The organism is Haloferax sulfurifontis (genome assembly GCF_014635105.1).
In the GTDB taxonomy this organism is placed as follows: domain Archaea; phylum Halobacteriota; class Halobacteria; order Halobacteriales; family Haloferacaceae; genus Haloferax; species Haloferax denitrificans.
Map to the genome: position 1 here is coordinate 507661 of NZ_BMCI01000002.1, position 22736 is coordinate 530396.

The window sequence follows — 22736 nt, forward strand, 5'->3', positions numbered from 1 at the left end:
GGTTCCGGTATGCACGCGGACGCTGTCGTCCTCGATATCGACGGAGTGCTCGTCGACGTCGCCGACTCCTACCGGCGCGCCATCGTCGAATCCGTGGACCGACACTACGGCACGACCATCTCCCGCGACGAGGTCCAACTGTTCAAGGACGCCGGCGGCTTCAACAACGACTGGGAACTCACCTACGCGGCGGCGCTGTACGTCCTCGCCGCCCGCGAGACCGACCTGTCGGTCGCCGAGTTCACCGACGAAATCGAGGCCCGCGGCGGCGGCCTCGACGCCGCCGAGGCGACCGTCGAAGCCCTGTTTTCCGACCCGGGCGCCGTCTTCGACGAGTGGGACCCCGAGGCGCTCCGCGAGACGTTTCAGGCGCTCTACCTCGGGAGCGACCGCTACCGCGACCTCGAAGGCGGCGAGCCGCCGTTCGACGCCCCCGGCTACATCCACGACGAGCCCGTGCTCCTCCGCCCGGAGACGCTCGACGCCCTCGGCGACCGCGAACTCGGCGTCGTCACCGGTCGCCCCAGCGCCGAGGCCGACATCGCGCTCGACCGCGTCGGCCTCGACGTGGCCGACGACCACCGGTTCACGATGGACGACTGGGAGGAGGGCAAGCCCCACCCGGCCGCGCTCGTGACCGTCGCGGAGCGCCTCGGAGCCGACTCGGTCGTCTTCGTCGGCGACACCCTCGACGACGTGAAGACGGCGCTGAACGCCGACGCCGCCGACCCCGACCGCGTCTACTTCGGCGTCGGCGTCCTCTCGGGCGGGCTGACCGGCGACGACGGCCGACAGAAGTTCTCCGAAATCGGCGCGGCCGCCGTCGTCGAGGACGTGAACGACGTGCCGGACCTGCTCGACTGATGACTCAGACGCTGACTCCGACTCCCGTTTCGCCGCCGGAGGGCCGCTGATGGGACACCTTCGCGCCTTCGTCGTCACGCTACTCGCGCTCGACGCGGTCGTGGTCGTCGCCGGGACGTACCTCCTCCCGCCGGACCCCGTCACGCAGTTGTTCCTCGTCGGACCGCCCCTCCTTTTCGCCCCGGTGGTCGCGTGGTGGCTCGTCTACCGCGACGGCTTCGAGCGGGTGCAGGCGCTCGTCGAGTCCGACGGCGACGGTCGGTGACGCCCCGCCCGCGAACACAGGCAGAACCGACCGGTCGCACAACCCTTTAGGTCGGTTCGGTCCGGAGGTGTGAGTATGCGAATCGCACTCCTCGGTGGGACCGGCGACATCGGCGAGGGCCTCGCCCTCCGCTGGGCCTACCACACCGACCACGAGGTCATCGTCGGGTCGCGCGACCCCGACAAGGCCCGCGAGAAGGCCGACGAGTACGAGACCGAACTCTCCAGTCGCGGCCGCGACGTGAAGGTAAACGGCTTCGCGAACGAGATGGCCGCCGACCGCGCCTCCGTGGTCGTCCTCGCCGTGCCGCCGTACCACGTCTCCGACACCGTCGAGGCCGTTTCCGATTCGCTCTCGGAGGGCGACGTGCTCGTCACGCCCGCGGCGGGCATGAAGCGCGACGACGACGGCTTCCACTACCACCCGCCGAAGGCGGGGAGCGTGACGGCGCTCGTCGCCGACGCGGCCCCCGACGACGTGCCGGTCGTCGGCGCGTTCCACAACCTCGCGGCCGGGCGACTGGCCGACCTCGACGCCGACCTTGGCATCGACACGCTCCTCGTCGCCGACGACGAGGACGCCAAGGAGACGGTGCGCCTGCTCGCCGAGGGCATCGACGGCCTCCGCGCGCTCGACGGCGGCGGCCTCGCCAACGCCCCCGAAATCGAGGGCATCACCCCGCTTCTCATCAACGTCGCGCGGAACAACGACGGCCTGAACGACCTCGGCATCCAGTTCAAGTAGCGCCGTCCGACCCGCGCCCGAACCCCGTTTTCACGACAGTTCCGACCGCGGCACCGTCGCCGCCTCTCCGTAGAGCGTCCGCGCGACGAGCAGTCCGACGACGACGACGAGCGCGACGCAGGCGAGGTACTCGACGCGGAAGCCGACCACCTCGGCCATCGGGACGGCCACGAGCGGGCCGAGCGTCGACCCCGAGTCGCCGAAGACGTTGTAGACGCCGCCGAGTTTGCCCACGTCGTCGGCCGGGCTGAGGTCGCCGAGATAGGCCAAAAGCGGCGGGTTCGACCCGCCGACGCCGACGCCGATGAGCGCCACGCCCGCGAGCGTCGAGGGGAGCGTCGGCACGAGCGCCAACAGCGCGAACCCGGCCGCGAGGACGCCCAGCGCGGGGAGCGTCAGCGCCGCGCGGTTCGACAGGCGGTCGGAGTACCGCCCGACGGCGAGCGTCGTGACGCTGGAGGCGACGACGCCGACGGCCATCACGACGCCGCTGACGCCGGCCCCCGACAGCCCGCCGAGCGAGATGTCGTTCGCCGTCGCGTACAGCACGGCCGTCGAGAGGAGGACGCCCGAAAACAGGAATCGGACGGCGAAGTTGACGGTGCCGACGGTGAAGATGCGGATGTCGGCGCTGACCAGCCGCGGCACGTCGCGGAGCGAACTCGCCGCCGTCACGTCGGTTTTCACGTCCGGGAGGACGGAGATGGCGACGAGGGCGGCGAACAGGCCCGCGCACCCCGCGACGGCGAACGCGGTGGCGTAGCCGAACGCGTCGGTGACGAGGCCGCCGACGACGAGACCCGCGGGGAAACCGAGGCTCTGCCCGCCGCGCATGTAGCCGACCCACTTCCCGCGGTTTTCGCCCGAGGTGACGTGGGTGATGGTGCTGAACGCGCCGACGAAGACGAACGCCGAGCCGACGCCCCAGCAGGCCCGCGACAGGAGGAAGACGGTCGCGCTGTCGAGCGGAATCGGACCCGGATTCAGCCCGAGGACGTAGCCGAACGGCGACAGCCCCTGCACGACGAAGCCGGCTATCATCGGCCGGCGCGTCCCCATCCGGTCGAGTATCTGCCCGGCGGGCGTGTTCACGACCAGTCGGGTGAACCGGTTCGCCGAGAGGATGAGGCCGACCACGAACGGCGTGATGCCGATGATGGGGCCGAGCGTCGGCAGGGTCGGGAAGGCGACGCCCGCGCCGACGCCGCCGAAGAAGACGCCGGCGATGAGGCTCCCGGCGACGAACTCGACCGACGGCTCGTCGCCGCCGAACAGCCGGCTCACGCGGCCGACCCTCGGGAGGGGAGCGCGGCGCGGTGGAGCGTGGGGTGTGCGGGAACGGACTGGCGGTCGCGGGTTCGGGGGGCGTGCATCGAGAGAGTGCGCTATCGTAAACGCACGCTCTTGGTGTTTTGCAATCGGGCCGTCTCGTCCGGGAACTGCGGGCGGCTCAGAACCGCGTTTTCAGCTCGTCGCGCAGGTCGTCGAGCGAGGCGTCGTTCATCGACAGCACGACGAGCAGGTGGTAGACGAGGTCGGCGCTCTCGTAGAGCAGTTCCTCGCGGTCGTCGTCCTTGGCCGCGAGGATGGTCTCTGTGGTCTCCTCGCCGAGCTTTTCGAGGACGTAGTTCTCGCCTTTCTCGTGGGTGAAAAGCGTCGTCGTGTAGGAGTCTTCCGGGAGGTCCGCCTTGCGCGACTCGATGGTCGCAAAGAGCTCGTCTAAGACCTCGTCGGTCGGGGTGTCGGCGTCCATGGTCGCACGACGGGCGGGCGCGGAAAAAGACCCTCTGGTTCCGGCGGGCGGCCGTCACTCCGTCAGTTAGCCGGCCGCTCAGGCGTCGGCTTCGACCGCGAGTTCGTCGAAGAACGCGAGGTCGTGGATGCGGCTGTCGGGCGTCAGTTCGGGGTGAAAGGAGGTGCCGACGACGGGGCCGTCGCGGACGGCCACGGGGTTGCCGTCCCACTCGGCGAGCACCTCCACGCCCTCGCCGACCTCGTCGATGAGGGGCGCGCGGATGAACACCGCGGGGAACGGCGAGTCGAGGCCGGCCACGTCCAGCGGGGCCTCGAAGCTGTCGACCTGCCGGCCGAAGGCGTTGCGGTCCACCGTCACGTCGAGGAGGTCGAGCGTGGTCACGCGGTCGTCCTTGGCGTCGCGGGAGGCGACGATGAGGCCGGCGCAAGTGGCGAGGACGGGCTTTCCGGCGTCGACGTGGGCGCGAATCTCGTCGGCGATGCCCTCGCGTTCGAGGAGCCGGGAGATGGTCGTGGACTCCCCGCCCGGCATGAGCAACACGTCGCAGTCGGGGACGAGGCCGTCGCTTCGGATTTCGACGATGTCGGCGTCGACGCCGTGGGCGTCGGCGGCCCGCTCGACGGCGTCGGCGTGTTCGGTCACGTCGCCCTGCACGGCGACGACGCCGGCGCGTAGCGTAGTCATGGACGGGTCTCGGGAAGCCGCAGACAAAAAGCGTCCGTTCGACGGTCGGTGGTCGGCAGTCAGAACGCGAGCGAGTTCAGCACCAGCACACCGATGCCGAACAGCGCTCCCGCGGCGAAGACGGTTTTGGGGTCGATTCGAATCGCGTTACGGTCCTCCGCGTCGAAGTAGCGGACGAGGCCCGCGCTCGACATCAGACCGCCGCTGTTCTGGCCCTTGCTCATGTTCCACCGTCCGTGCGTCCGCCGCCTAAACGTTTCGGCTCGCTTCGGAGCCGCGTGGCGCGCAGTCGGGACGCCCGTCCGAGTCGCCGACGACCGCGTTCCGCTCTCGCCCCGGTTCGCGGGCGTCTCGGCGCTCAACGACGCCGAACTCGCCCGCAACGGCCGCGGCGCACAACCGGAGAGACGCGGGCCCATGAGTAATCCTTATGCGCGGGGGCGGGCAAGATGCGTCGGGATACGATGACTGTTCGACTCTTGGACTTCTACGCGGACTGGTGCGGCCCTTGTAAGACGCAGGACCCGATTCTCGACGAACTCGAAGGCGACTACGAGAGCGTCGAGTTCGTCAAGGTCGACGTCGACGAGGAACAGGACGTGGCCAACCAGTATCAGGTTCGCTCGCTCCCGACGCTCATCGTCGAGAACGACGACGGCATCGTCGACCGATTCGTCGGTGTCACCCAGCGCGACGACATCGAATCGGCGCTGAGCCAGGCCGGCGCGTAAACCCGCCGCGAACCGCCGCGTTTTCCGACCCATCCGGACGACCGCCGAGCGGCCCGCGAGCGCCGGCGGTGTGTCTCGCAAGCGTTATACGACCGGCGGCGGGACTCGTATGCATGGCTAGTGACGCTGCGACGAAGCGGACGCTCGAGAAGCAGATCTGCATGCGGTGCAACGCGCGGAACCCCCAGAAGGCCAAGCAGTGCCGCAAGTGCGGCTACAAGCACCTTCGACCCAAGTCGAAGGAACGCCGCGCCGCGTAAGCCCGCACGCTTCTCTCAGGCTTCTCGCCGATACAGCTCGAACAGGACCGCGAGCAGTGCGAGCTGGACGAGTTTGTCCGCGACGCCGCCGATGCCGAAGATAGCCGGCCAGTTGAGCGCGACGTAGAGGACGACCTGTCCGGCGGTGAAGGGGATGCCGAGCAACACCACCCACGAGCGGAGGCGCTCGTCGCCGCGGAGGACGCCGACGATGCCCGCGGCGAACCCCGCGGCGGCCCCGATAAAGGCGATTCCGAGCGGGTCGGCGAGGTCCGCGGCCAGCGCGCCCGCGCCGAAGACGAGGTGAATCACGCCGGTCACGGCCGCGAGGCCGACGCCGACGTAGTGCAGTCGCGTCAGGTCGCCGCCCGCGTCCCCGGCCGCGTCGGTCGCCATCTCAGTCCTCCGGGTACTTCGGCTCGCGGCGTTCCGCGCGTTCGATGGCGCGTTCGAGCGCGTCGCGGACGGTGTCGCCGCCGGCCTCGTTCTCGAAGGGGTCGCCGTGGCCGGCGTACAGCGCCTCGACCGTCGAGGGCAGGCGGTCGAGGAGCGTGTGCAGGCTACTGATGAGGCGCTCGCGGGACTGCCCCGGCATGTCGGTGCGGCCGAAACTGCCGTCGTCGAACGCGCCGTCGTTGTAGACGAACACGTCGCCCGAGAACAGCGACCGGCCGCTCACGAGCGAGACGTGGTCGTCGGCGTGGCCGGGCGTGTAGACGACCTCGAACGACTCGTCGCCCATCTCGACGCGGTCGCCGTCTCCGAGTTCGTGGGTCCGAAGCGGGTGGTCGGCGTAGGCGTACACGTCGGGGTCGAACCGCTCGACGACGGCGTCGAGCTCGCCGACGTGGTCGGAGTGCTGATGGGTGACGACCACGGCGTCGAGGTCGTCGGTATGCTCGGCGACGACCGCCTCGACGTCCGGCATCGTCCCGGCGTCGACGAGGACGGTTCGCTCGCCGAGGACGAGGTAGGCGTTGCAGGTGAACGTCTCGGCGTCGGCGGTGACTGGGATGACTTCCATACCTGCCCGTACGCGCCCGACCGGAAAAAGTCGGGCGGACGAGGCGTTCTCCCGTCGCGCGAATCGCCCTCGAACCTCGAACTCGCGCGACAAATCCTTTTTGGGGCTCGGTCGTGTACGTATGACTGTATGGGATTTGGGAGCTACGACGAGTCCGAACAAGGAGACCAGAACGTCGACTTCGACGAGGAAGACGGCGTCACGACGAGTGAGGAGAAACACGAGGGCGAGGTCGATTTCGAAATCGGCGCGTCCAACGACGAACTCCTCGACCGGCTCCAGGAGATCAAAGACGAGTGAAGCCGGGGTCTCGCGCCCTCGGGGTCGCGGAATCCTACTCCGGGGCGGCGCGCGCACCCACAGACGACGCTGACGACGCTTATTCTTCCACAGACCCGTCTCCGGAGAGCGTCCTCTGCGGCGCGGTCGTCCGCGCCGACCGGGTCGTCGACGGCCTCGCCTTCGAGACGTGCGCCGTCGGCGGCGACGACGCGACCGACGCCATCGCCTCGCTTTCCGCCTCCCTCGGCCGCGAGGACGTGCGCTACCTGCTCGTCTCCGGCATCGCCCCGGCGTGGTTCAACCTCGTCGATATCGACCGCCTCGCCGCGACCCTCGACCGCCCGGTGTTGTCGGTCTCCTTCGAGGAGAGCGAGGGGCTCGAACCCGCCCTCTCCGAGCAGTTCTCGGGTGCGGCGTTCGACCGGCGGCTCGCTATCTACCGCGCGGCTCCGCCCCGCCGACCCGTCGAAGTGAACGGCGAGACGGTGTTCGTCCGGGCCGCCGGCTGTGACGACGACGAGGCCGTGCGGGTCGTCCGCGGGTTCACGCCATCCGGCGGCCGGCCCGAGCCGATTCGCGTGGCCCGGTTGGCGGCCCGCGCCGCGCGGCGCTTCGCCGGGGATTAAGCCGTCCCCGCCCTCGAACTGCGTATGGAACACATGGAGGGCCTCTGCGTGACGGGCTGTGAGCGATGCCCCGAACTCGTCGATTCGCGGAGTCGCATCGTCAACGGGGTCGGTCCCGACGACGCCGACCTGCTCTTCCTCGGCGAAGCGCCGGGCGCGAAGGAAGACGAGGGCGGCGAGCCGTTCGTGGGTCGCTCCGGCTCCGTGCTGGACGACGCGCTCCGCGAGGCCGGCCTCGCCCGCGCCGACGTCCGCATCACCAACTGCGTGCGGTGCCGCCCGCCGGACAACCGCGACCCGACGAGCGACGAACTGTCGAACTGCCGGGGCTACCTCGCCCGCGAACTCGAACTCGTCGACCCGGAGCTAATCGTCACGCTCGGGAAGGTCCCCTCGCAACACCTCCTCGACCGCGGCGTCGCCATCACGAACGAATCGGGGTCGGTCGTCGACGCCCGCGTCGGCGACGCCTCCTATCGCGTGCTCCTCTCCGTGCACCCCGCGGCGACGCTGTACGACCGGAGCCAGCGCGAGGGCTTTTTCGACACTATCGCGCGCGCCGCCGACCTCTCGGGGCTCGCCGACGCCTCGGACGGACAGGCCAGCCTCGGCGACTTCTGAGCGCGGCGCGGGAGCGTTCTCCCGACTTCAGGCCGACGCGTCGCTGACCTCGATTCGCTCGCCGGCCGACCCGCCGTCGCGGTCGCGGTCGGCCCGTTTTTCGGCGCGGACGTGTTCCCTGAGGTGCGCGCCCGCGTCGAGCGCGGTCTTGACGACGACCATGACGACGAGCGCCGCGGCGGGCGCGCCCGAGGCGGCGACGAGGAACGCGCCGAGGACGATAGTCAGGTGGAGGACGATGACCCGGCGGTACGGTTCGGACATCTGTTTGCCGGGCGAGACGCTCCGGTACTCCTCGCGGCCGACGAAGTTGACGGCGAACGACCCGCCGTGGCTGAGGACCGTCGCGCCCGCCGCGAGGAACACCGCTCCCAGCGGGACGCCGCCGACGCCGCCGACCGCGAAGGCGTCGAACGACCAGACGAACACGCCGTGGACGACCCAGAAAATCCCGTAGTGCATGGCGAAAAACCCCGCGATGGGGACGTTCGAGGGGTAGAGGTGAAAGCCGTCGCGGGGGTCGTCGGGCGGCGAGAGGTCCACCTGTCGGCCGTTGACGGTGGCGTTGATGCTCGACCCGCCGTCGCCGCGGCCGCTGGCGGCGAGAATCTTGGGGACGTTCAGGAGGCCGACGACGCCGCTTTCGAGCCAGTAGGCGACGAGAAGCGCCTTCAGGCTCCAGTCGAACCAGACGACGCCGACGAGCGGCACGAGGTTTGCGACCACGAGCGCGGCGAGGGCGACGGGCGAGGTGGCGCGACGCGACCCCGAGGCGGCGGACGGCGGCGACGAGGCGGAGCGCGGCGACGACATGGGCTACGCTGTGAGACGCGGGGGAGCGATAAAAACCGTACCGCGGGAGTAGTCCAGGGCGCGGTCGTTCCAGTTAGGACTCTCGTCTGAGTTATCTAGTCTTCAGGAGTACTACCGCAATGCGAAACAAGCATTTCCTTTGGATTTCTATCGCACTACTTTTCTTGTAGTTCAATAGAACACTCCCCGGCAACGATTGAGAGACTGGTTAATTCCCATCGGACTGGCTTATCTTTGTGATTCCCGTCGGCGTAGACTTGCCACAGCTTGCCTTGGTCCGGGTCCGCTACTAGTCTCATCTCGCCACCTTGGGGTCCATCCACCTCGACACATGTTTCTGTTCCGCTGGCGGTTGATGTCTGTTTGACATCCACGACTGTAAATGGCCGTTTCATTGATTTACGACCCGTTGATGTGAACAAGACTTGATCATCAACCTGAAGACGCTCTATTAACTCTCTGAGGCTGTGATTAGATGACGAGAAGTCGCTTACTGCTCTCACCGTGTTCTCAGACTGCTCTCGTTTGTTTCTGATTCTCTTTGCGTACTCGTCTACTGTGGATTTCTTGATATCCAGTTCACCGGCAATCTCTGCATGCGAAGCAGTACCTGCTTGCTTTAAAACCAGTACCTCAGCTTCCCGCTTAGAGAGACTAGTTTCCTCCTTGATTTGCCCTATCTCTTTTGAGAGATCCATAACTACGTATTGTGTAGTGTGTGTGTGAAAAATATATGGTTGTGTGCTTCATGACCGGTTTGCGACCGAAACGACGGTTTCGGACGCTTACTCCCAGATGGAGCGGGCCATCCGCTGTGGGAACTCGACGATGAGCTTGAGGACGCTCGTCCCCTCCTCGTTGCCGCGGATGTACGACCGGACCCGCTGGCTCACGAACTCGACGGAGACGACGAGCATGAAGATGACGAGAATCGTCGCCATCATGTTCGTGTACCGGAACAGGCCGCGTTGGGTCTGGAGCACCTGTCCGAGCCCGCCGCCGCCGATGAGCCCCATCGTGACGCCGATGCGGACGTTGATCTCGAGGATGTACATCGTCCACGCGATGAAGGGCGTAAAGACCTGCGAGAGCATCCCGAAGACGACCTTCTGGGGGCTGTTCGCGCCGGTCGACTCGATGGCCTCTATCGGTCCGTCCTCGACTTCTTCGAGGGCGTCCGTGAACAGGCGACCGAGGTTCCCCATCGTGTCGGTCCCGATGGCGAGCGTCGCCGTGAACGGCGAGACGCCGCCGAGGGGGATGTAGATGAGCGCCCACACCAGCGCCGGGATGGCGCGGATGACGCTCATCGTCCCGCGGAAGATGAAGTTAAACGGGTACGGCGTCACGCGCTCGGAGCCGAGGACGCCGAGGATGAGCGCGCCGGGGATGCCGAGGACGGTCCCGGCGAACCCCATCGCGAACGTGACGAACACCGCGCCGAGGACGGGGTTGCCGTCTTGGAACTGGAGGAGGAGATTCCGCTCTTGGATGAACGCCCAGTACTGGCTGACGTCGACGAAGGGGACGACGCCGAACAGCGTCCCCGGCGGGAAGAAGTCGCCCAGCGCGTCGGTGAACTCCGGCCAGTACTCGACGATTTCGCCGACGGAAAAGCCCACCTCGCTCAGCGCGTTCGTGAAGAACCACGCGAAGAGGACGAGAACGACGACCGAAAACAGCAGTCTGACTCGCTTTGCTATCTGGATGTTCCGCAGCGCCTCTTCGATTCGGTCGGTATCAGTACTCATGTGACCTCGCTCCGCTCGTGGCGACCGCGTCGTTCGCGGGCGGGCCGTCGGCCCGTTCTTCGCGGATGGCCTCCGTCTCGATGTCGCCGTAGATGCGGTCGATGACGTCGACGTTGAAGTCCTCGCGGTAGCCGTCGAAGACGACCTGTCCGTCTTTCATCCCGAGGAACCGCTCGCCGAACTCGCGGGCGATGTTGACTTGATGGAGGCTCGCGATGGTCGTCAGGTCGCGCTCGTCGGCCGCGTCGCGGATGTATCGCATCACCGTCTCCGCGCTCGCGGGGTCCAGACTCGCCACGGGTTCGTCGGCGAGCAGGAGGTTCGGGTTCTGGACCAGCGCGCGGGCGATGCCGACGCGCTGTTGCTGGCCGCCGCTCATCTTCCCGGCGCGCTGGTTGGCCTCGTCGAGTAACCCGACGGTTTCGAGCGCGCGGAGCGCCTCCTTCTTATCGTCGCCGTCGTACAGGCCGAGCAGACTGCCGAGAAACGAGGTCCGGCCGAGCGCGCCGGTGAGCGCGTTGCTGTACGCGCTCATCTGTCCGAGTATGTAGTGTTGCTGAAATATCATTGCCACGTCGTTTCGAGGCCCCACCACGTTCGCGTCGTCGATGGTTATCGACCCGCTCGTCGGGCGAGTGATTCCGTTGAGACAGCGGAGGAGGGTCGACTTCCCCGCCCCCGATTGCCCGAGGACGACGACGAACTCGCCGTCCGGGATGGTGAACGAGACGTCGTCGAGGGCCGTGACATCTCCGTAGGATTTGCTGAGGTTCGTTACTTCGATCGTACTCATTATCGTGTCTGTCGCGTCGCGTAGTTCGCGTGCGGTCGAACCGTTCGTCGGGTATCGACCGCACGGTAGGGAAACAAAACCGCGGGGTCTCGCTCTTACTGACCGAGCGTGACGCCGAGTTCGTCGAGGACTTCCTGCACGGGTTCGTAGTCGTCGACGGACCCCTCGTCAACCCCGGTGAACCAGAGCTGTTGGTCGTCTTCGAGGTCCTCGTTGATGAGGTCCTCCTCGGTCACGTTGAGAAGCGCCTCCTCGATGTCGGCGTACAGGTCCTGGTCCATGTCGGTGCGGCCGAGAATCGGCGCGCGCGGGATGGGGTCGGAACACGCCAGCAACTGTAGCTCGGGCGACTCAGTTCCGAGGTCGCCGTCGTTTTCGGCGGACATCTCCAGGAACTGCTCGGAGAACTGGTCTTCCGGGACGTGCGGGGCCGTCGAGAACGCGCCCGTGCCGGCGGCGACGACGTCGTCGCGGTTGACGAGCGTCTCGCGGGCCGTCGAGTGGTCGGAGAACTGCGCCTCGAAGTCAGCGGGGTTGCCGTCGGGAGCGCCGCCCGTGTCGAGTCCGGCCTTGCTCATCATGTACAGCGGGAACAGCGACCCGCTCGTCGAGAGGCGGTCGGCGAACGCGACCGTCTCGCCTTCGAGGTCGGTCAGCTCTTCGATGCCGCTGTCGGGCGTCGTCGTGATGAGAGAGAAGTACCGCGAGGCCCCGTAGGCGATGCGGATACCGATGACCTCGGTGATGTCCTCGTTACCGCCCTGAATGGCGATTGCGGGCGCGGCGTCGGCGATGTCCGCCTGTCCGCTGTCGAGCGCCTGGAGCACCGCCGCGTAGTCGGCCGCCACGGTGGATTCGACCGTGACGCCGACCTCGGACTCGATGTAGTTGAAAAGCGGTTGATACTGCGCTTCCACGTCCACGTCAGACTCCGCGGGCGTCAGCGCGAACATGATGGACTCCGGTGACGACTCGGTCGTGGTCGACGTCGCCTCGGTCTCCGAGGACTCCCCCGACTCCGATGTGGTCGTCGCCGCCTCCGAGTCGTCACCGCCACCCGTACATCCACTGAGCGCCGTCAGCCCCGCGACGCCAGTGATTCCTGCCGTTCTGATGAATTCTCGTCTACTCGCCATTGAACTCATTTTATGATTCCGACACTTGTTGTTAAGATTTACTATTTTTTCTCCATATTTGTATTGAATACAAGTTGTTCACCCCGCACGACGGCTCTCTCGCCCCCGCGAGCGTCCGCGGAATCTTCGGGGTCGGACTTCGGGCTCTTCTCACGGGACGGGTCGAGAGCGAGGGGCAGAACCGTGCGGCCGAGTCGCGCGACCGTCCAACGGAGAACTCACCCCGAGGGAAAATCACTTTGCTCCCCTCTGCGGACCATTCGGTATGAGCACGACACAGCCGCCCGAGGAGACCCTCGCCGACGTGGTGATGGTCGACTACGGGCTCGGAAACCTCCGGAGCGCCATGCGCGGGCTCGAACGCGCGGGGGCGAACGTCGTCATCTCGGACGACCCCGCCGACTTCGACGGCGCCGACGGCATCGTCCTCCCGGGCGTCGGCGCGTTCTCCGAGGGGATGGAAAACGCCGGCCCGTTCCGCGAACCGCTCGCCGAGGCCGCCGCCGACGGGACGCCCGTCTTCGGCATCTGCCTCGGGATGCAGATGTTACTCACCTCCTCGGAGGAGGCCGACCACGCCGGCGAGGGCGAGGTCGAGGGACTCGACTTCATCCCCGGCCGCAACGTCCGGTTCGACGAGGGCCAGAAGGTCCCGCACATGGGCTGGAACGAACTCAACGTCCGGCGCGACCACCCGCTCGTCGAGGGCGTCGACGGCGAGTACGCCTACTTCGTCCACTCGTACTACGCCGACCCCGACGACGAGCACGCGGTCGTCGCCTCGACCGACTACGGCGTGGAGTTCCCCGCGGTCGTCGCCAACGAGGCGGGCACCGTCTTCGGCACGCAGTTCCATCCCGAGAAGTCCGGCGAGACCGGGCTGACCATCCTCCGCAACTTCGTCGAGTTCTGCGCGGAGCGATAGGCCGAATCTGCCTTCCCCGACGGTCTTTTGTCGCCGCTTCGTGAAGGGGTGTCCATGCAGGCAGTCACGCTCGGTCCGGCGGGCACGTACTCCCATCGCGCCGCCCGCGCGGTCGCCGACGACGTCGCCTTCCGAGAATCGGTCACCTCTATCGTCCAAGCGGTCGCCGACGGGACGTTCGAGCGCGGCGTCGTCCCCATCGAGAACAGCATCGAAGGGAGCGTCACCGAGAGCCTCGACGCCGTGGCGAACTCGGAGGTGAGCGTCGTCCAGGAAATCGTCACGCCCATCCGCCACGCGCTGTTGGCCCAGAGCGCGAACTTCGACGTCGTCGCCAGCCACTCCCAGGCGCTCGCGCAGTGTCGGTCGTACCTCGAAGAGAACTACCCCGACGCGAAGCTCGAAGCCGTCGCCAGCACGGCCCGCGGCGTCGAGCGCGCCCGCGCCGACCCGTCGGTCGCGGGTATCGGCCATCCGGACAACGCGGGTGACGACCTCGAAATCATCGCCGAGGACATCCAAGACCAGTCGTCGAACGCCACTCGGTTCCTCGTCATCGGTCCCGAGTCCGCGCGCTCGGACGCCGGCGGCAAGAGCTCGCTCGTCGTCTACCCCAACGCGAACTACCCCGGCCTCCTCTTGGAACTGCTCGAGGCGTTCGCCGAACGCGACATCAACCTCTCGCGCATCGAGTCGCGACCGAGCGGCAACCGCCTCGGCGACTACCTGTTCCACATCGACGCCGACGCCGGTCTCTACGAAGAGCGGATGCAAGGGGCGCTCGAAGCGGTCGAGGCAATCGCTAAAAACGGCTGGGTTCGCGTCCTCGGGTCGTACGACACGCGACACGTCCTGTACTGACGCCGAGTCGGCCGCGACGCGCTCGGATGCGTCCGGATGCACCCGAACGCGCCCCGTCCGGTCGCTCTCAAAATGTGAGTACGGGCACATCTTTCTTTGTCGTCGGCGACGTATTCAGACGCGTATGCAGAGAAATCCATTCGACGAGATAGAAGACCTGTTCGACCGGATGGGCCGGTCGTTCGAGGAGTCCGGTATCGCCCGCTTCCAAGACGTCTCTCTCGACGTCGTCGACGACGAGGAGACCATCGAGGTCGTCGCCGACCTCCCCGGCTTCGAGAAGGACGACCTCGACGTGAGCGTCAGCGGACGGCGACTCACCATCGCGGCCGACCGCGAGGAGTCGACCGAGGTCGACGACGACCAGTACGTCCGCCGCGAGCGGAGCCAGCGCTCCGTCTCTCGGACGATTACGCTCCCCACCGAAGTCGCGCGCGACGAGGTGTCCGCATCGTACAAAAACGGCGTTCTGACCGTGACGCTCCCGAAGGCCGAACCCGCGGGCGACGACTCGACGCAGATAGACATCGAGTGACGCGGCTCATCTTTTGAATACCGGCGCTCTGGCTTCCGCTCCGTGCGAATTGCTATCCACGTTCCGGCAACGATTATCTCCTCAGCCGGCGTCCGTATGCCTCGGTGAAAAACACATGATGAGACGTACCAACCCCTTCGACGACTTCGAGGAACTGTTCGAGCGAATGTCCCGCCAGTTCGACGAGATGGGACGACAGTTCGACCGCTCGGGCATGATGGCGCAGGTCCGCCACGAGATGGCAATCGACGTCACCGACCACGACGGCGAAATCGTCGTCACCGTCGACCTCCCGGGCTACGAGAAGGAGGACATCGCTCTCTCGGTCGCCAACCGCACGCTGACCGTCGAGGCGACGCGCGAACTCGACGAGGAACGCTCCGAGGGCGAGTATCTCCGCCGCGAGCGCCGCCACGAGTCCGCCCGCCGCACGATTCGCCTCCCCGAGACGGTCGACGAGGACGGCGCGTCAGCCAGCTACCACAACGGCGTCCTGACGGTCACCCTCCCTAAGCGCGACGCCGAACCCGACGACTCCCGCCGCATCGACATCGACTGAGCGGCCGCCGTCGCTCGCACGCGTCTCTGACACGTCGCCCGCGGTGGTCCCCCCGGTGGTGGGCAAGCTACTCTGTTCGGTTCTCCGTCTCCGCTTTTCGTCCCGACGTCCCCGTTTGTCCCGTGCCATTGAGTGGCAATTTCTGCCGCAATCAGACAGCCGCGCAAGTCGAGTATAGGAGTTATTTTAGGCCGGGGTACCACTACCACGGATATGGACTACGACCCGCAGGAACTCGAAGCGCGTTGGCGGGAGCGCTGGTCCGAGTCCGGCCGATACGAGGCCGACCCGGACGCAGACGCCGACGACGCGACGTTCGTGACGGTGCCCTATCCGTACCCCAGCGGCGGGATGCACATCGGGCACGCGCGGACGTACACCGTTCCCGACGTGTACGCCCGCTACCGACGACAGCAGGGCGACAACGTGTTGTTCCCCATCGCGTGGCACGTCACCGGCACGCCCATCATCGGCGCGGTCGAGCGCCTGAAAAACCGCGAGGAGAAACAGCTCTCGGTGCTGACCGACACCTACAACGTCCCCGAGGACACGCTTTCGGACCTCGAATCGCCCATGGGCTGGGCGCGGTACTTCATCGAGGAGCACTACAAGAAGGGGATGCAGTCGCTCGGCCTGTCGGTGGACTGGCGGCGCGAGTTCACCACGAACAACGAGCGCTACTCGAAGTTCGTCGAGTGGCAGTACCGGACGCTCCGCGAGCGCGGCCGACTGGAGAAGGGCCTCCACCCCGTCAAGTTCTGTACGAACGAAGAACAGCCGGTCACGACCCACGACCTGCTGGAAGGCGAGAACGCTGAGTTCCAGGAGTACACGCTGGTCCGCTTCGGCTGGGAGCGAAACGGCGGCGACGTGGTCGTCCCGATGGCGACCCTGCGCCCCGAGACGGTCCACGGCGTGACGAACGCCTACATCGACCCCGAGGCGACCTACGTCGTCGCCGAAGTCGACGGCGAGACGTGGTTCGTCTCCGACTACGCGGCCGACAAACTGGAGTATCAGGCCCGCGACGTGGAGATTCTCGAAACCGTCGAAGGGGCCGAACTCGTCGGCCAGACGGTCGAAAACCCCGTCACCGGCGACGACGTGCTCGTTCTGCCGGCCGACTTCGTCGACGCCGACAACGCGACGGGCGTCGTCATGTCGGTCCCGGCCCACAGCCCCGACGACTACGTCGCCCTGCAGGAGGCCAAGGCTGACGCCGACTACCTCGAATCGTTCGGCATCGACCCCGCCGACGTGGCCGCCATCGAGCCGATTCCGATTCTCGACATCGACTCCGACGACGACGCGTACGGCGAGATTCCCGCGAAGTCGGCCGTCGAGAACCGCGGCATCGAGTCCTCCGACGACCCCGCCCTCGAAAAGGCGACGAAGGACCTCTACAACAAGGAGTTCCACGCGGGTCGGCTCAAGGAGTTCTACGGCGACTACGCCGGCGGCCTCGTCGAGGAGGTCCGCGACGACTTCAAGGCCGACGGCATCGAGGCCGGCCAGTTCGACGTGATGCAGGAGTTCTCCGAGGAGGTCGTCTGCCGCTGTGGCGGCGATGTCGTCGTCGCCGAACAGGACACGTGGTTCCTCTCGTACGACGACGAGGACTGGAAGGAACTCGCCCACGACGTGGCCGACGGGCTGGACGCCATCCCCGAGAACACCCGCGACGAGTACCACCACACCATCGACTGGCTCAACGGGTGGCCGTGTATCCGCAACTACGGCCTCGGCACTCGCCTGCCGTGGGACGACCAGTTCGTCATCGAGCCCCTCTCGGACTCGACTATCTACATGGCGTACTACACCATCGCCCACCGCCTGCAGGAGATTCCGACCGAGGAACTCACCCAGGAGTTCTTCGACGCGCTGTTCTACGGCCCCGAGGCCGTCGACGACGCGCCGGAGAAGGCGCTCGAACTGCGCGAGGAGTGGGACTACTGGTACCCCGTCGACTACCGGTTCTCCGGCAACGACCTCATCACGAACCACCTGACGTTCTACCAGTTCCACCACGGCGAGCTGTTCGACGAGCCGCAGTGGCCCCAGGGTATCGTCATCATGGGCATGGGCCTGCTGGAAGGCCAGAAGATGTCGTCGTCGAAGGGCCACGTCGTCCTCCCCGGCGAGGCCATCGGCGAGTACGGCGCGGACACCGTCCGCTTTTTCCTGCTCAACTCCGCCGAGCCGTGGCAGGACTACGACTGGCGCGACGACCTCGTCGGCTCGGTCCACGACCAACTGGAACGCTTCTGGAACCGCGCACAGGAGATTATCGCCGACCCCGGTCCGGACGACCAGCCCGACTTGGAGACGGTCGACCGCTGGCTCCTGTCGAAACTGCAGGACACCGTCCGCGACGTGACGACCGCGATGGACGAGTCCGAGACGCGGTCGGCCAGTCAGGCGGCGTTCTACAACTTCGAGGAGTCGCTTCGGTGGTACCGCCGCCGGACCGACCTCGACCGCCCCGCGGCGAAGTGGACGCTCCGGACGGTCCTCGAAACCCGTCTGCGCCTGCTCGCGCCCTTCATCCCGTTCATGACGAACGAACTGCACGAGCAGTTGACCGGCACGCCCGCCGAGGACGCGCCGTGGCCCGAGCCGGACGCGGCCTTCGAGGACGAGTCGGTCGAACTCGAAGAGCGACAGGTCGAGCGGCTGACCGAGGACGTGCGCGACATCATCGGCGTGACCGATTCGGACCCCGACACCATCCGCGTCTACGTCGCCGCCGACTGGAAGCGCGACGTGTTCGAGACGGTCGTCGACAACGGCGACAACGTCGGCGCAATCATGGGGCAGGTCATGCAGGACCCCGACCTGCGCGAGCGGGGCAACGACGTCAACGACCTCGTGCAGGACCTCGTCGACCAGACCCGCGGCCGCGGCGAATCGACGCTCCGCGCCCAACTCGAACTGGACGAGGCCGACACCTACGAGCGCGCCGCCGACTTCCTCGGCCGCGAGTTCGACGCCGAGGTCGAGGTGTTCGCCGAGGACGACCCCGACATCGTCGACCCCGCCGACCGCGCCTCGAAGGCGATTCCGTTCCGCCCCGCGGTCCACCTCGAATAGCCGGGGGCGACGAACCCGCTCCGCGACCGAAACGCCGCGTCTCGCCCGAACGCGGCGCGACGCCGGCACGACTCCCGGCGCGGACTGCCCCCTCCGGCGCTCGATTTATCCTCTCGCCGAACTAACAGTATCGCATGAGCGAAGACGACTCGCCGAGCCTCGCACGGAAGGCCTACCACACCGTCACGCCGGGGTCGCACATGCGCCCCGACAGCGAGATGGACTCCATCGGGTGGACGATGTTTCTCATCCTCGTCGTCCTGTTGGTCCCGTTTCTGCCCTTCATCGCCATCGTCTACGTCCTCTCGAAGGCGTTCGGCTACCTCAACGCACAGCGCGGACCGAGCCCGTAGCTCGCAGAATCGGACCGCAAAAGAAAACGGTGAATGCCAGCGGCGTCGCGTCGGGCGACCTCACTCGGCGAGACCGAGGAGGTCGAACGCGTAGCCGTTGTCGTTTTCGAACGCGTGTTCGTAGGCGACGTGGGCCGCCGCGACGTCCTGAATCGCCAGTCCGGTCGAGTCGAAGACGCTGATACCGTCGGCGTCGGTGCGGCCGTCGAGGTTGCCGAGGACGATGTCGCCGATTGCGCCGTAGATGTCGTCGTCGGTGAGGACTCCCTCGTGGTACGGGACGTTGATTTCGCCGGAGTGGGTGGTCTGGGCGTGGTCGTCGATGACGAGCTTGGCGTCGAGGAGCACCTCGTCGGCGAGTTCGTGTTTCCCCTCGGCGTCGGCACCCATCGCGTTGATGTGGGTGTGGTCGCCGACCGCCTCGCGCGGGACGATGGGCGACTCGACGGGCGTCACCGTCGACAGCACGTCACAGCCGGCGGCCTCCTCGATGGAGCCGGGGCGGATGTCGAACTCGTCTTCGAAGGCGTCGATGAAGTCGGCGACGCGTTCTTCGTCGAGGTCGGAGATGACGACTTCCTCGATGTCGCGGACCTCGCTGATGGCACGGAGTTGCGTGTACGACTGGACGCCGGCACCGATGATGCCCATCGAGGAGGCGTCCTCGACGGCGAGATGGTCGGTGGCGACGGCCGCGGCCGCGCCGGTGCGGAGCATCGTGAGCTCCGTCCCGTCGAGGAGCGCCAGCGGGAAGGCGTTCTCGGGGTCGGAGTAAATCATCGTGCCCATGACGGTGGGCAGGTCGTACTTGTCGCCGTTGTCGGGGTGGACGTTGACCCACTTGATGCCCGCGGCGTCCCAGTCGCCCGCGTCGAGGTAGGCGGGCATCGACCGGAAGTCGCCGTTGTACTGCGGCAGGTCGATGTAGGACTTCGGCGGCATCTGGGCGTCGCCGGACTCGTAGGCGGCGAACGCGTCCTCGATGGCCGAGATGAGCTCCGGCATCTGGACGTTCTCGTGAACGTCGTCCTTGTTCAACAGCAGCGTCTTGCGCATGGGGACACGTTGCCGTACCTGCTACTTAGTTCGTTCTATTTCTGAACACAACTGCAAGTGTGTCTGAGAAAGTGAGAGAATTATCCAACTTCTAAGCGGCCGGTGACTCGGAACGGTCGGCTCCCGTCCGACTGTCGGGAAGCCGGAGCCGACGCGAGTCGGGGTACGGAACCGCCGCGTGCTGTCGACGGCGTCGCGAAGCCGCGGCTCTCCGGCGCTGTGGGGGTCGTTCTCGATAAAATAACGTGGTCTGTCGCGCGGTGCAGGCGTCGGGGGATGGGTGAGTGAAGGCGTTAGCCTATCTTCACATCGCGTTGCCGGGCTCCGCCCGGCGGCTCATGTGGAAATCAGTTTTCCCGATTTTCACATCGCGCCGCCCATGCCGCCCATGCCGCCCATGCCACCCATGCCGCCGGGTGCGCCGCCTTCGTCGTCGTCGCCGCCGGTGGAGAGGTCACCGGCCGCGATGATGTCGTCAATCTTGAGGACGAGGTTCGCGGCTTCGGAGGCGGAGGCGATGGCCTGCTCTTTCGCGTGGGCCGTCTCGACGACGCCAGCCTCGAACGCGTCTTCGACCTCGCCGGTGAAGACGTTCAGTCCGGCGCGGACCTGCCCGTCTTCGTGGGCCGCGCGGAGGTCGACGAGCGTGTCGATGGAGTCGAGACCGGCGTTCTCGGCGAGCACGCGCGGGACGAGTTCGAGCGCGTCGGCGAACGCCTCGACGGCGAGCTGTTCGCGTCCGGAGACGGAGTCGGCGTAGTTGCGGAGGCGCGAGGCGAGTTCGACCTCGATGGCACCGCCGCCGGCGAGCACGCGGCCGTCGGCGACCGTCGAGGCGACGACGTCGAGAGCGTCCTGAACGCCGCGTTCGAGCTCGTCGACGACGTGGTCGGTGGAGCCGCGGAGCAGGAGCGTGACGCCGTGGACGTCGTCGCCGATGCCCTCGACGTAGAACAGCTCGTCGGCCTCGTCGCGGCGGACGGAGGCGCGACCGAGGTCGGCGGCCTCGATGGAGTCGAGGTCGGAGACGACGGCCGCACCGGTGATGTTCTTGAGGAAGCGGATGTCGGACTTCTTCGTCCGGCGGACCGCGAGGATGCCCTGCTTTGCGAGGTAGTGCTGGGCGAGGTCGTCGATGCCCTTCTGGCAGAAGACCACGTCAGCGCCGGAGTCGACGATCTGGTCGACCTTCGCCTTCAGCTGGGCCTCCTCCTGGTCGAGGAACTTCTGGAGCTGGTCGGGGCTCTCGATGGAGACGTTCGTGTCGATGTCGGTCTCCTCGACCTCGACGGGCTCGTTGAGAAGCAGTACGTCGGCCTCGTCGAACTCGACCGGCATGTCGTCGTGGACGGGGTCCTTGTCGATGACGGCGCCGGTGAGGAGCTCGGACTCCGAGGCGGAGCGGCCGGTCTGGGTCTCGATGGAGATGTTTTCGAGGTCGACGACGTGGGAGCCGTCGTGGGCCTCGACGGTGACCTGCCGGACGGCGCGGACGATGAGGTCCGCGAGAAGCTCCTTGTTGAGCTCGGAGCTCTTGCCCGTCATGGAGGTCTCGGCGACCTTCTTCAGGAGTTCCTCGTCGTCGGGGTCGACGCGCTCTGCGATGTCGTCGATCTCCTCGCGCGCCTTCTCGGAGGCGAGGTTGAAGCCGCGGATGATGGCCGTCGGGTGGATGTCCTGTTCGAGGAGGTCCTCGGCGTTCTTGAGGAGTTCACCCGCGATGGCGACCGCCGTCGTCGTTCCGTCGCCGGCTTCGTCCTCCTGCGTCTCGGCGACCTCGACGATCATCTCGGCCGTCGGGTTGTCGATGTCCATCTCCTTGAGGATGGTGACGCCGTCGTTCGTGATGGTGACGTCGCCCATCGAGTCGACGAGCATCTTGTCCATCCCTTTCGGGCCGAGTGTGGAACGTACCGCCTCGGCGACTGCTCGTGCGGCGCGGATGTTGTACGCCTGCGCGTCGCGGTCCTTGACGCGCTGTGCATCCTCGCCCATGATGATCATCGGCTGACCCTGCTGCATTCGCTGGCTCATAGACAGGCCTTGATTGTTTGTGATTCTATAAAAAAGCTTCGCCGACGGATCGGAGGCCGGAATCCGAGCGTCCGGCGCGTACTCCCGGTAACCGCGCGACTGAGGTCCCCTTCGAGGTGTTCGGGGGAAAATCATGGTACGTCATTTCACACCACAATTTTCCCCCGGCCGAACCGCTTTATACGCTACTCCTCGACCGGCTCTTTCCAGTGGACCGTCACCGTCCCGACGGCGAACGCGTCGTCCCCCTCGTCGTCGCGGACGACTTGGATGGTGTTCGTCCCTTCGACGAGGTGCGCCCCGGTCACGGTGTCGACCCAGTACTGCCAGCCGTCGCCCGGCGGGATGTCGAACCCCGAAAGCGGGTCGCCGTTGATTCGAATCTCGTGGCCGTACTCGCCCACGTCGAACGCCTGGATGCCGAGGTACGGCTCTCTGGGGTCGTCGGTCGGGACGTCGAACTCGAACGTCGCCGTCTCGTTGCCGGCGTCGTCCGCCCAGTCGAGGTCAAGCGTCTCGCCGTCGGGGTGGAGATGCGACCCGATGAACACGGTCGCGTAGTTCGCGCGGTGGTGCACGCTCTCACGTTCTGGTGCGCCGGATAAAAATTCGCGTGGTCGGAGGCTGAGTCGGCCGCGCCGTCAGTCGTCCTCGGGGAGTTCGTCCGCGAGGAACTCGCCTTCGGCGTCGTCGTTCGCGGCCTCGAGCGGGGGCTCGTCGTCGTCTCCGTCTAACACCGATAACTCGCGTTCGTACAGCCGCTCGGTGAGTTGGGTCCGCTTGTTGAGGCCCTTCTTCTCGCGGCCGGTCTTGGTGTCAGGCATTGTCAATCGTGGTATCGCGTCCCATGGGGATGAATGTTTTGTCCGAACAGTTCGTACGGTCGGGTCTCTGGTTGTGCCTTCGATTGGGTGTGTGGTGGTAGTGCCTCGGGTCGCGTCGAACTGGGGGTGCCCTGCCAGTCACGACGTAA

The 22736-nt window shown here is 66.7% G+C and carries 29 protein-coding genes; 14 read left to right on the forward strand and 15 right to left on the reverse strand.

Annotation, left to right across the window (positions count from 1 at the left end; translation table 11 throughout):
• Positions 1-9: 9 nt before the first annotated feature.
• The 3 genes from IEV64_RS07155 to npdG all read left to right on the forward strand — a co-directional run bounded on the left by IEV64_RS07155 (position 10) and on the right by npdG (position 1873).
• A complete protein-coding gene (locus tag IEV64_RS07155; RefSeq protein WP_188423523.1) occupies positions 10-864 on the forward strand; it encodes a TIGR01548 family HAD-type hydrolase in 855 nt (284 codons plus the stop codon).
• 49 nt (positions 865-913) lie between these two features.
• The gene (locus IEV64_RS07160; RefSeq protein WP_007274934.1) at positions 914-1129 is read left to right on the forward strand and encodes a DUF7534 family protein; all 216 of its coding nucleotides are present in this window, start codon (positions 914-916) and stop codon (positions 1127-1129) included.
• A gap of 75 nt (positions 1130-1204) precedes the next feature.
• A complete protein-coding gene (gene npdG, locus IEV64_RS07165; protein ID WP_007274933.1) occupies positions 1205-1873 on the forward strand; it encodes an NADPH-dependent F420 reductase in 669 nt (222 codons plus the stop codon).
• A gap of 30 nt (positions 1874-1903) precedes the next feature.
• Here npdG and IEV64_RS07170 read toward each other — a convergent pair whose 3' ends face one another.
• The 4 genes from IEV64_RS07170 to IEV64_RS07185 form a co-directional block, all read right to left on the reverse strand.
• Positions 1904-3157 (reverse strand): MFS transporter, encoded by a 1254-nt coding sequence (locus IEV64_RS07170; protein ID WP_188423524.1) that lies wholly within the window; start codon positions 3155-3157, stop codon positions 1904-1906.
• A 166-nt stretch (positions 3158-3323) separates the two neighbouring features.
• Positions 3324-3626, reverse strand: a complete 303-nt coding sequence (gene hisE, locus IEV64_RS07175; RefSeq protein WP_007274931.1) for a phosphoribosyl-ATP diphosphatase — start codon at positions 3624-3626, stop codon at positions 3324-3326.
• A 78-nt stretch (positions 3627-3704) separates the two neighbouring features.
• Entirely contained in the window at positions 3705-4313 is a 609-nt protein-coding gene (gene pdxT / locus IEV64_RS07180; RefSeq protein WP_004969120.1) for a pyridoxal 5'-phosphate synthase glutaminase subunit PdxT, read from the reverse strand.
• A gap of 59 nt (positions 4314-4372) precedes the next feature.
• Entirely contained in the window at positions 4373-4537 is a 165-nt protein-coding gene (locus tag IEV64_RS07185) for a preprotein translocase subunit Sec61beta (RefSeq protein WP_007274930.1), read from the reverse strand.
• A 240-nt stretch (positions 4538-4777) separates the two neighbouring features.
• Between IEV64_RS07185 and trxA the strand changes: the two genes are divergently transcribed.
• Positions 4778-5044: a thioredoxin gene (trxA, locus tag IEV64_RS07190; RefSeq protein WP_049917914.1), complete on the forward strand. Its 267-nt coding sequence runs from the start codon at positions 4778-4780 to the stop codon at positions 5042-5044.
• Between the two features lie 113 nt (positions 5045-5157).
• Positions 5158-5304 (forward strand): 50S ribosomal protein L40e, encoded by a 147-nt coding sequence (locus IEV64_RS07195; RefSeq protein ID WP_004044485.1) that lies wholly within the window; start codon positions 5158-5160, stop codon positions 5302-5304.
• Positions 5305-5319: 15 nt separating this feature from the next.
• On the opposite strand, the gene IEV64_RS07200 is transcribed toward IEV64_RS07195, so the two are convergent.
• Both IEV64_RS07200 and IEV64_RS07205 read right to left on the reverse strand, forming a co-directional pair.
• Entirely contained in the window at positions 5320-5700 is a 381-nt protein-coding gene (locus IEV64_RS07200; protein WP_007274929.1) for a hypothetical protein, read from the reverse strand.
• A 1-nt stretch (position 5701) separates the two neighbouring features.
• Positions 5702-6328 carry an MBL fold metallo-hydrolase gene (locus IEV64_RS07205; RefSeq protein ID WP_188423525.1) on the reverse strand — a complete coding sequence of 209 codons (627 nt, stop codon included), beginning with the start codon at positions 6326-6328 and terminating at the stop codon, positions 5702-5704.
• A gap of 129 nt (positions 6329-6457) precedes the next feature.
• On the opposite strand from IEV64_RS07205, the gene IEV64_RS07210 reads away from it, so the two are divergent.
• From IEV64_RS07210 to IEV64_RS07220, 3 genes are read left to right on the forward strand one after another with little or no spacing between them, the layout of a single operon-like run.
• The gene (locus IEV64_RS07210) at positions 6458-6628 is read left to right on the forward strand and encodes a DUF5786 family protein (protein WP_004044482.1); all 171 of its coding nucleotides are present in this window, start codon (positions 6458-6460) and stop codon (positions 6626-6628) included.
• On the forward strand, positions 6625-7236 hold the full coding sequence (locus IEV64_RS07215; RefSeq protein ID WP_188423526.1) for an endonuclease dU: 612 nt from the start codon (positions 6625-6627) through the stop codon (positions 7234-7236). The genes IEV64_RS07210 and IEV64_RS07215 overlap by 4 nt, the downstream gene beginning before the upstream one ends.
• 24 nt (positions 7237-7260) lie before the next feature.
• A complete protein-coding gene (locus IEV64_RS07220) occupies positions 7261-7857 on the forward strand; it encodes a uracil-DNA glycosylase (protein ID WP_007274927.1) in 597 nt (198 codons plus the stop codon).
• A gap of 27 nt (positions 7858-7884) precedes the next feature.
• Here the strand turns inward: IEV64_RS07220 and IEV64_RS07225 are convergent, their stop codons facing one another.
• The 5 genes from IEV64_RS07225 to IEV64_RS07245 form a co-directional block, all read right to left on the reverse strand.
• Positions 7885-8670 (reverse strand): DUF6498-containing protein, encoded by a 786-nt coding sequence (locus IEV64_RS07225; protein WP_007274926.1) that lies wholly within the window; start codon positions 8668-8670, stop codon positions 7885-7887.
• 155 nt (positions 8671-8825) lie between these two features.
• Positions 8826-9368 carry a helix-turn-helix transcriptional regulator gene (locus IEV64_RS07230; protein ID WP_083874909.1) on the reverse strand — a complete coding sequence of 181 codons (543 nt, stop codon included), beginning with the start codon at positions 9366-9368 and terminating at the stop codon, positions 8826-8828.
• Positions 9369-9455: 87 nt separating this feature from the next.
• On the reverse strand, positions 9456-10421 hold the full coding sequence (gene phnE / locus IEV64_RS07235; RefSeq protein ID WP_007274925.1) for a phosphonate ABC transporter, permease protein PhnE: 966 nt from the start codon (positions 10419-10421) through the stop codon (positions 9456-9458).
• Complete coding sequence (gene phnC / locus IEV64_RS07240; protein ID WP_007274924.1) at positions 10411-11214, reverse strand: phosphonate ABC transporter ATP-binding protein; 804 nt, start codon at positions 11212-11214, stop codon at positions 10411-10413. Before phnC ends, phnE begins: the two co-directional genes overlap by 11 nt.
• 95 nt (positions 11215-11309) lie before the next feature.
• Positions 11310-12167, reverse strand: coding sequence for a PhnD/SsuA/transferrin family substrate-binding protein (locus tag IEV64_RS07245; protein WP_229722559.1), 858 nt, complete (start codon positions 12165-12167; stop codon positions 11310-11312).
• A gap of 448 nt (positions 12168-12615) precedes the next feature.
• Here IEV64_RS07245 and hisH point away from each other — a divergent pair, with 448 nt between their 5' ends.
• The 6 genes from hisH to IEV64_RS07275 all read left to right on the forward strand — a co-directional run bounded on the left by hisH (position 12616) and on the right by IEV64_RS07275 (position 18673).
• On the forward strand, positions 12616-13275 hold the full coding sequence (gene hisH, locus IEV64_RS07250; protein ID WP_007274923.1) for an imidazole glycerol phosphate synthase subunit HisH: 660 nt from the start codon (positions 12616-12618) through the stop codon (positions 13273-13275).
• Positions 13276-13329: 54 nt separating this feature from the next.
• A complete protein-coding gene (pheA, locus tag IEV64_RS07255) occupies positions 13330-14136 on the forward strand; it encodes a prephenate dehydratase (protein ID WP_007274922.1) in 807 nt (268 codons plus the stop codon).
• A gap of 124 nt (positions 14137-14260) precedes the next feature.
• Positions 14261-14671 (forward strand): archaeal heat shock protein Hsp14, encoded by a 411-nt coding sequence (hsp14, locus tag IEV64_RS07260; RefSeq protein ID WP_007274921.1) that lies wholly within the window; start codon positions 14261-14263, stop codon positions 14669-14671.
• Between the two features lie 115 nt (positions 14672-14786).
• Positions 14787-15230, forward strand: a complete 444-nt coding sequence (gene hsp14, locus IEV64_RS07265; protein WP_188423528.1) for an archaeal heat shock protein Hsp14 — start codon at positions 14787-14789, stop codon at positions 15228-15230.
• Between the two features lie 213 nt (positions 15231-15443).
• Positions 15444-18320 (forward strand): leucine--tRNA ligase, encoded by a 2877-nt coding sequence (gene leuS / locus IEV64_RS07270; protein ID WP_188423529.1) that lies wholly within the window; start codon positions 15444-15446, stop codon positions 18318-18320.
• A 134-nt stretch (positions 18321-18454) separates the two neighbouring features.
• Entirely contained in the window at positions 18455-18673 is a 219-nt protein-coding gene (locus IEV64_RS07275; RefSeq protein ID WP_007274919.1) for a DUF7535 family protein, read from the forward strand.
• A 60-nt stretch (positions 18674-18733) separates the two neighbouring features.
• Here the strand turns inward: IEV64_RS07275 and IEV64_RS07280 are convergent, their stop codons facing one another.
• The 4 genes from IEV64_RS07280 to IEV64_RS07295 form a co-directional block, all read right to left on the reverse strand.
• A complete protein-coding gene (locus IEV64_RS07280) occupies positions 18734-19729 on the reverse strand; it encodes an alanine dehydrogenase (RefSeq protein ID WP_007274918.1) in 996 nt (331 codons plus the stop codon).
• A gap of 363 nt (positions 19730-20092) precedes the next feature.
• Positions 20093-21733, reverse strand: coding sequence for a thermosome subunit beta (gene thsB, locus IEV64_RS07285; RefSeq protein ID WP_007274917.1), 1641 nt, complete (start codon positions 21731-21733; stop codon positions 20093-20095).
• A 215-nt stretch (positions 21734-21948) separates the two neighbouring features.
• The gene (locus tag IEV64_RS07290; protein WP_007274916.1) at positions 21949-22341 is read right to left on the reverse strand and encodes a DUF7383 domain-containing protein; all 393 of its coding nucleotides are present in this window, start codon (positions 22339-22341) and stop codon (positions 21949-21951) included.
• Positions 22342-22404: 63 nt separating this feature from the next.
• Positions 22405-22587 (reverse strand): hypothetical protein, encoded by a 183-nt coding sequence (locus IEV64_RS07295; protein ID WP_007274915.1) that lies wholly within the window; start codon positions 22585-22587, stop codon positions 22405-22407.
• Between the last annotated feature and the right edge of the window lie 149 nt (positions 22588-22736).

Excerpts from the sequence above, each read along its gene's own strand:
- IEV64_RS07195 (WP_004044485.1), top strand. The coding sequence starts at position 5,158 with ATGGCTAGTGACGCTGCGACGAAGCGGACGCTCGAGAAGCAGATCTGC.
- IEV64_RS07210 (WP_004044482.1), top strand. The coding sequence starts at position 6,458 with ATGGGATTTGGGAGCTACGACGAGTCCGAACAAGGAGACCAGAACGTC.
- IEV64_RS07200 (WP_007274929.1), bottom strand. The coding sequence starts at position 5,700 with ATGGCGACCGACGCGGCCGGGGACGCGGGCGGCGACCTGACGCGACTG.
- IEV64_RS07230 (WP_083874909.1), bottom strand. The coding sequence starts at position 9,368 with ATGGATCTCTCAAAAGAGATAGGGCAAATCAAGGAGGAAACTAGTCTC.
- IEV64_RS07220 (WP_007274927.1), top strand. The coding sequence starts at position 7,261 with ATGGAACACATGGAGGGCCTCTGCGTGACGGGCTGTGAGCGATGCCCC.
- phnE (WP_007274925.1), bottom strand. The coding sequence starts at position 10,421 with ATGAGTACTGATACCGACCGAATCGAAGAGGCGCTGCGGAACATCCAG.
- IEV64_RS07160 (WP_007274934.1), top strand. The coding sequence starts at position 914 with ATGGGACACCTTCGCGCCTTCGTCGTCACGCTACTCGCGCTCGACGCG.
- hisE (WP_007274931.1), bottom strand. The coding sequence starts at position 3,626 with ATGGACGCCGACACCCCGACCGACGAGGTCTTAGACGAGCTCTTTGCG.
- IEV64_RS07185 (WP_007274930.1), bottom strand. The coding sequence starts at position 4,537 with ATGAGCAAGGGCCAGAACAGCGGCGGTCTGATGTCGAGCGCGGGCCTC.
- IEV64_RS07245 (WP_229722559.1), bottom strand. The coding sequence starts at position 12,167 with ATGTTCGCGCTGACGCCCGCGGAGTCTGACGTGGACGTGGAAGCGCAG.
- pheA (WP_007274922.1), top strand. The coding sequence starts at position 13,330 with ATGCAGGCAGTCACGCTCGGTCCGGCGGGCACGTACTCCCATCGCGCC.
- hisH (WP_007274923.1), top strand. The coding sequence starts at position 12,616 with ATGAGCACGACACAGCCGCCCGAGGAGACCCTCGCCGACGTGGTGATG.
- trxA (WP_049917914.1), top strand. The coding sequence starts at position 4,778 with ATGACTGTTCGACTCTTGGACTTCTACGCGGACTGGTGCGGCCCTTGT.
- phnC (WP_007274924.1), bottom strand. The coding sequence starts at position 11,214 with ATGAGTACGATCGAAGTAACGAACCTCAGCAAATCCTACGGAGATGTC.
- IEV64_RS07295 (WP_007274915.1), bottom strand. The coding sequence starts at position 22,587 with ATGCCTGACACCAAGACCGGCCGCGAGAAGAAGGGCCTCAACAAGCGG.
- hsp14 (WP_188423528.1), top strand. The coding sequence starts at position 14,787 with ATGATGAGACGTACCAACCCCTTCGACGACTTCGAGGAACTGTTCGAG.
- pdxT (WP_004969120.1), bottom strand. The coding sequence starts at position 4,313 with ATGACTACGCTACGCGCCGGCGTCGTCGCCGTGCAGGGCGACGTGACC.
- IEV64_RS07225 (WP_007274926.1), bottom strand. The coding sequence starts at position 8,670 with ATGTCGTCGCCGCGCTCCGCCTCGTCGCCGCCGTCCGCCGCCTCGGGG.
- IEV64_RS07205 (WP_188423525.1), bottom strand. The coding sequence starts at position 6,328 with ATGGAAGTCATCCCAGTCACCGCCGACGCCGAGACGTTCACCTGCAAC.
- npdG (WP_007274933.1), top strand. The coding sequence starts at position 1,205 with ATGCGAATCGCACTCCTCGGTGGGACCGGCGACATCGGCGAGGGCCTC.
- IEV64_RS07155 (WP_188423523.1), top strand. The coding sequence starts at position 10 with ATGCACGCGGACGCTGTCGTCCTCGATATCGACGGAGTGCTCGTCGAC.
- hsp14 (WP_007274921.1), top strand. The coding sequence starts at position 14,261 with ATGCAGAGAAATCCATTCGACGAGATAGAAGACCTGTTCGACCGGATG.
- thsB (WP_007274917.1), bottom strand. The coding sequence starts at position 21,733 with ATGATCATCATGGGCGAGGATGCACAGCGCGTCAAGGACCGCGACGCG.
- IEV64_RS07275 (WP_007274919.1), top strand. The coding sequence starts at position 18,455 with ATGAGCGAAGACGACTCGCCGAGCCTCGCACGGAAGGCCTACCACACC.
- leuS (WP_188423529.1), top strand. The coding sequence starts at position 15,444 with ATGGACTACGACCCGCAGGAACTCGAAGCGCGTTGGCGGGAGCGCTGG.
- IEV64_RS07280 (WP_007274918.1), bottom strand. The coding sequence starts at position 19,729 with ATGCGCAAGACGCTGCTGTTGAACAAGGACGACGTTCACGAGAACGTC.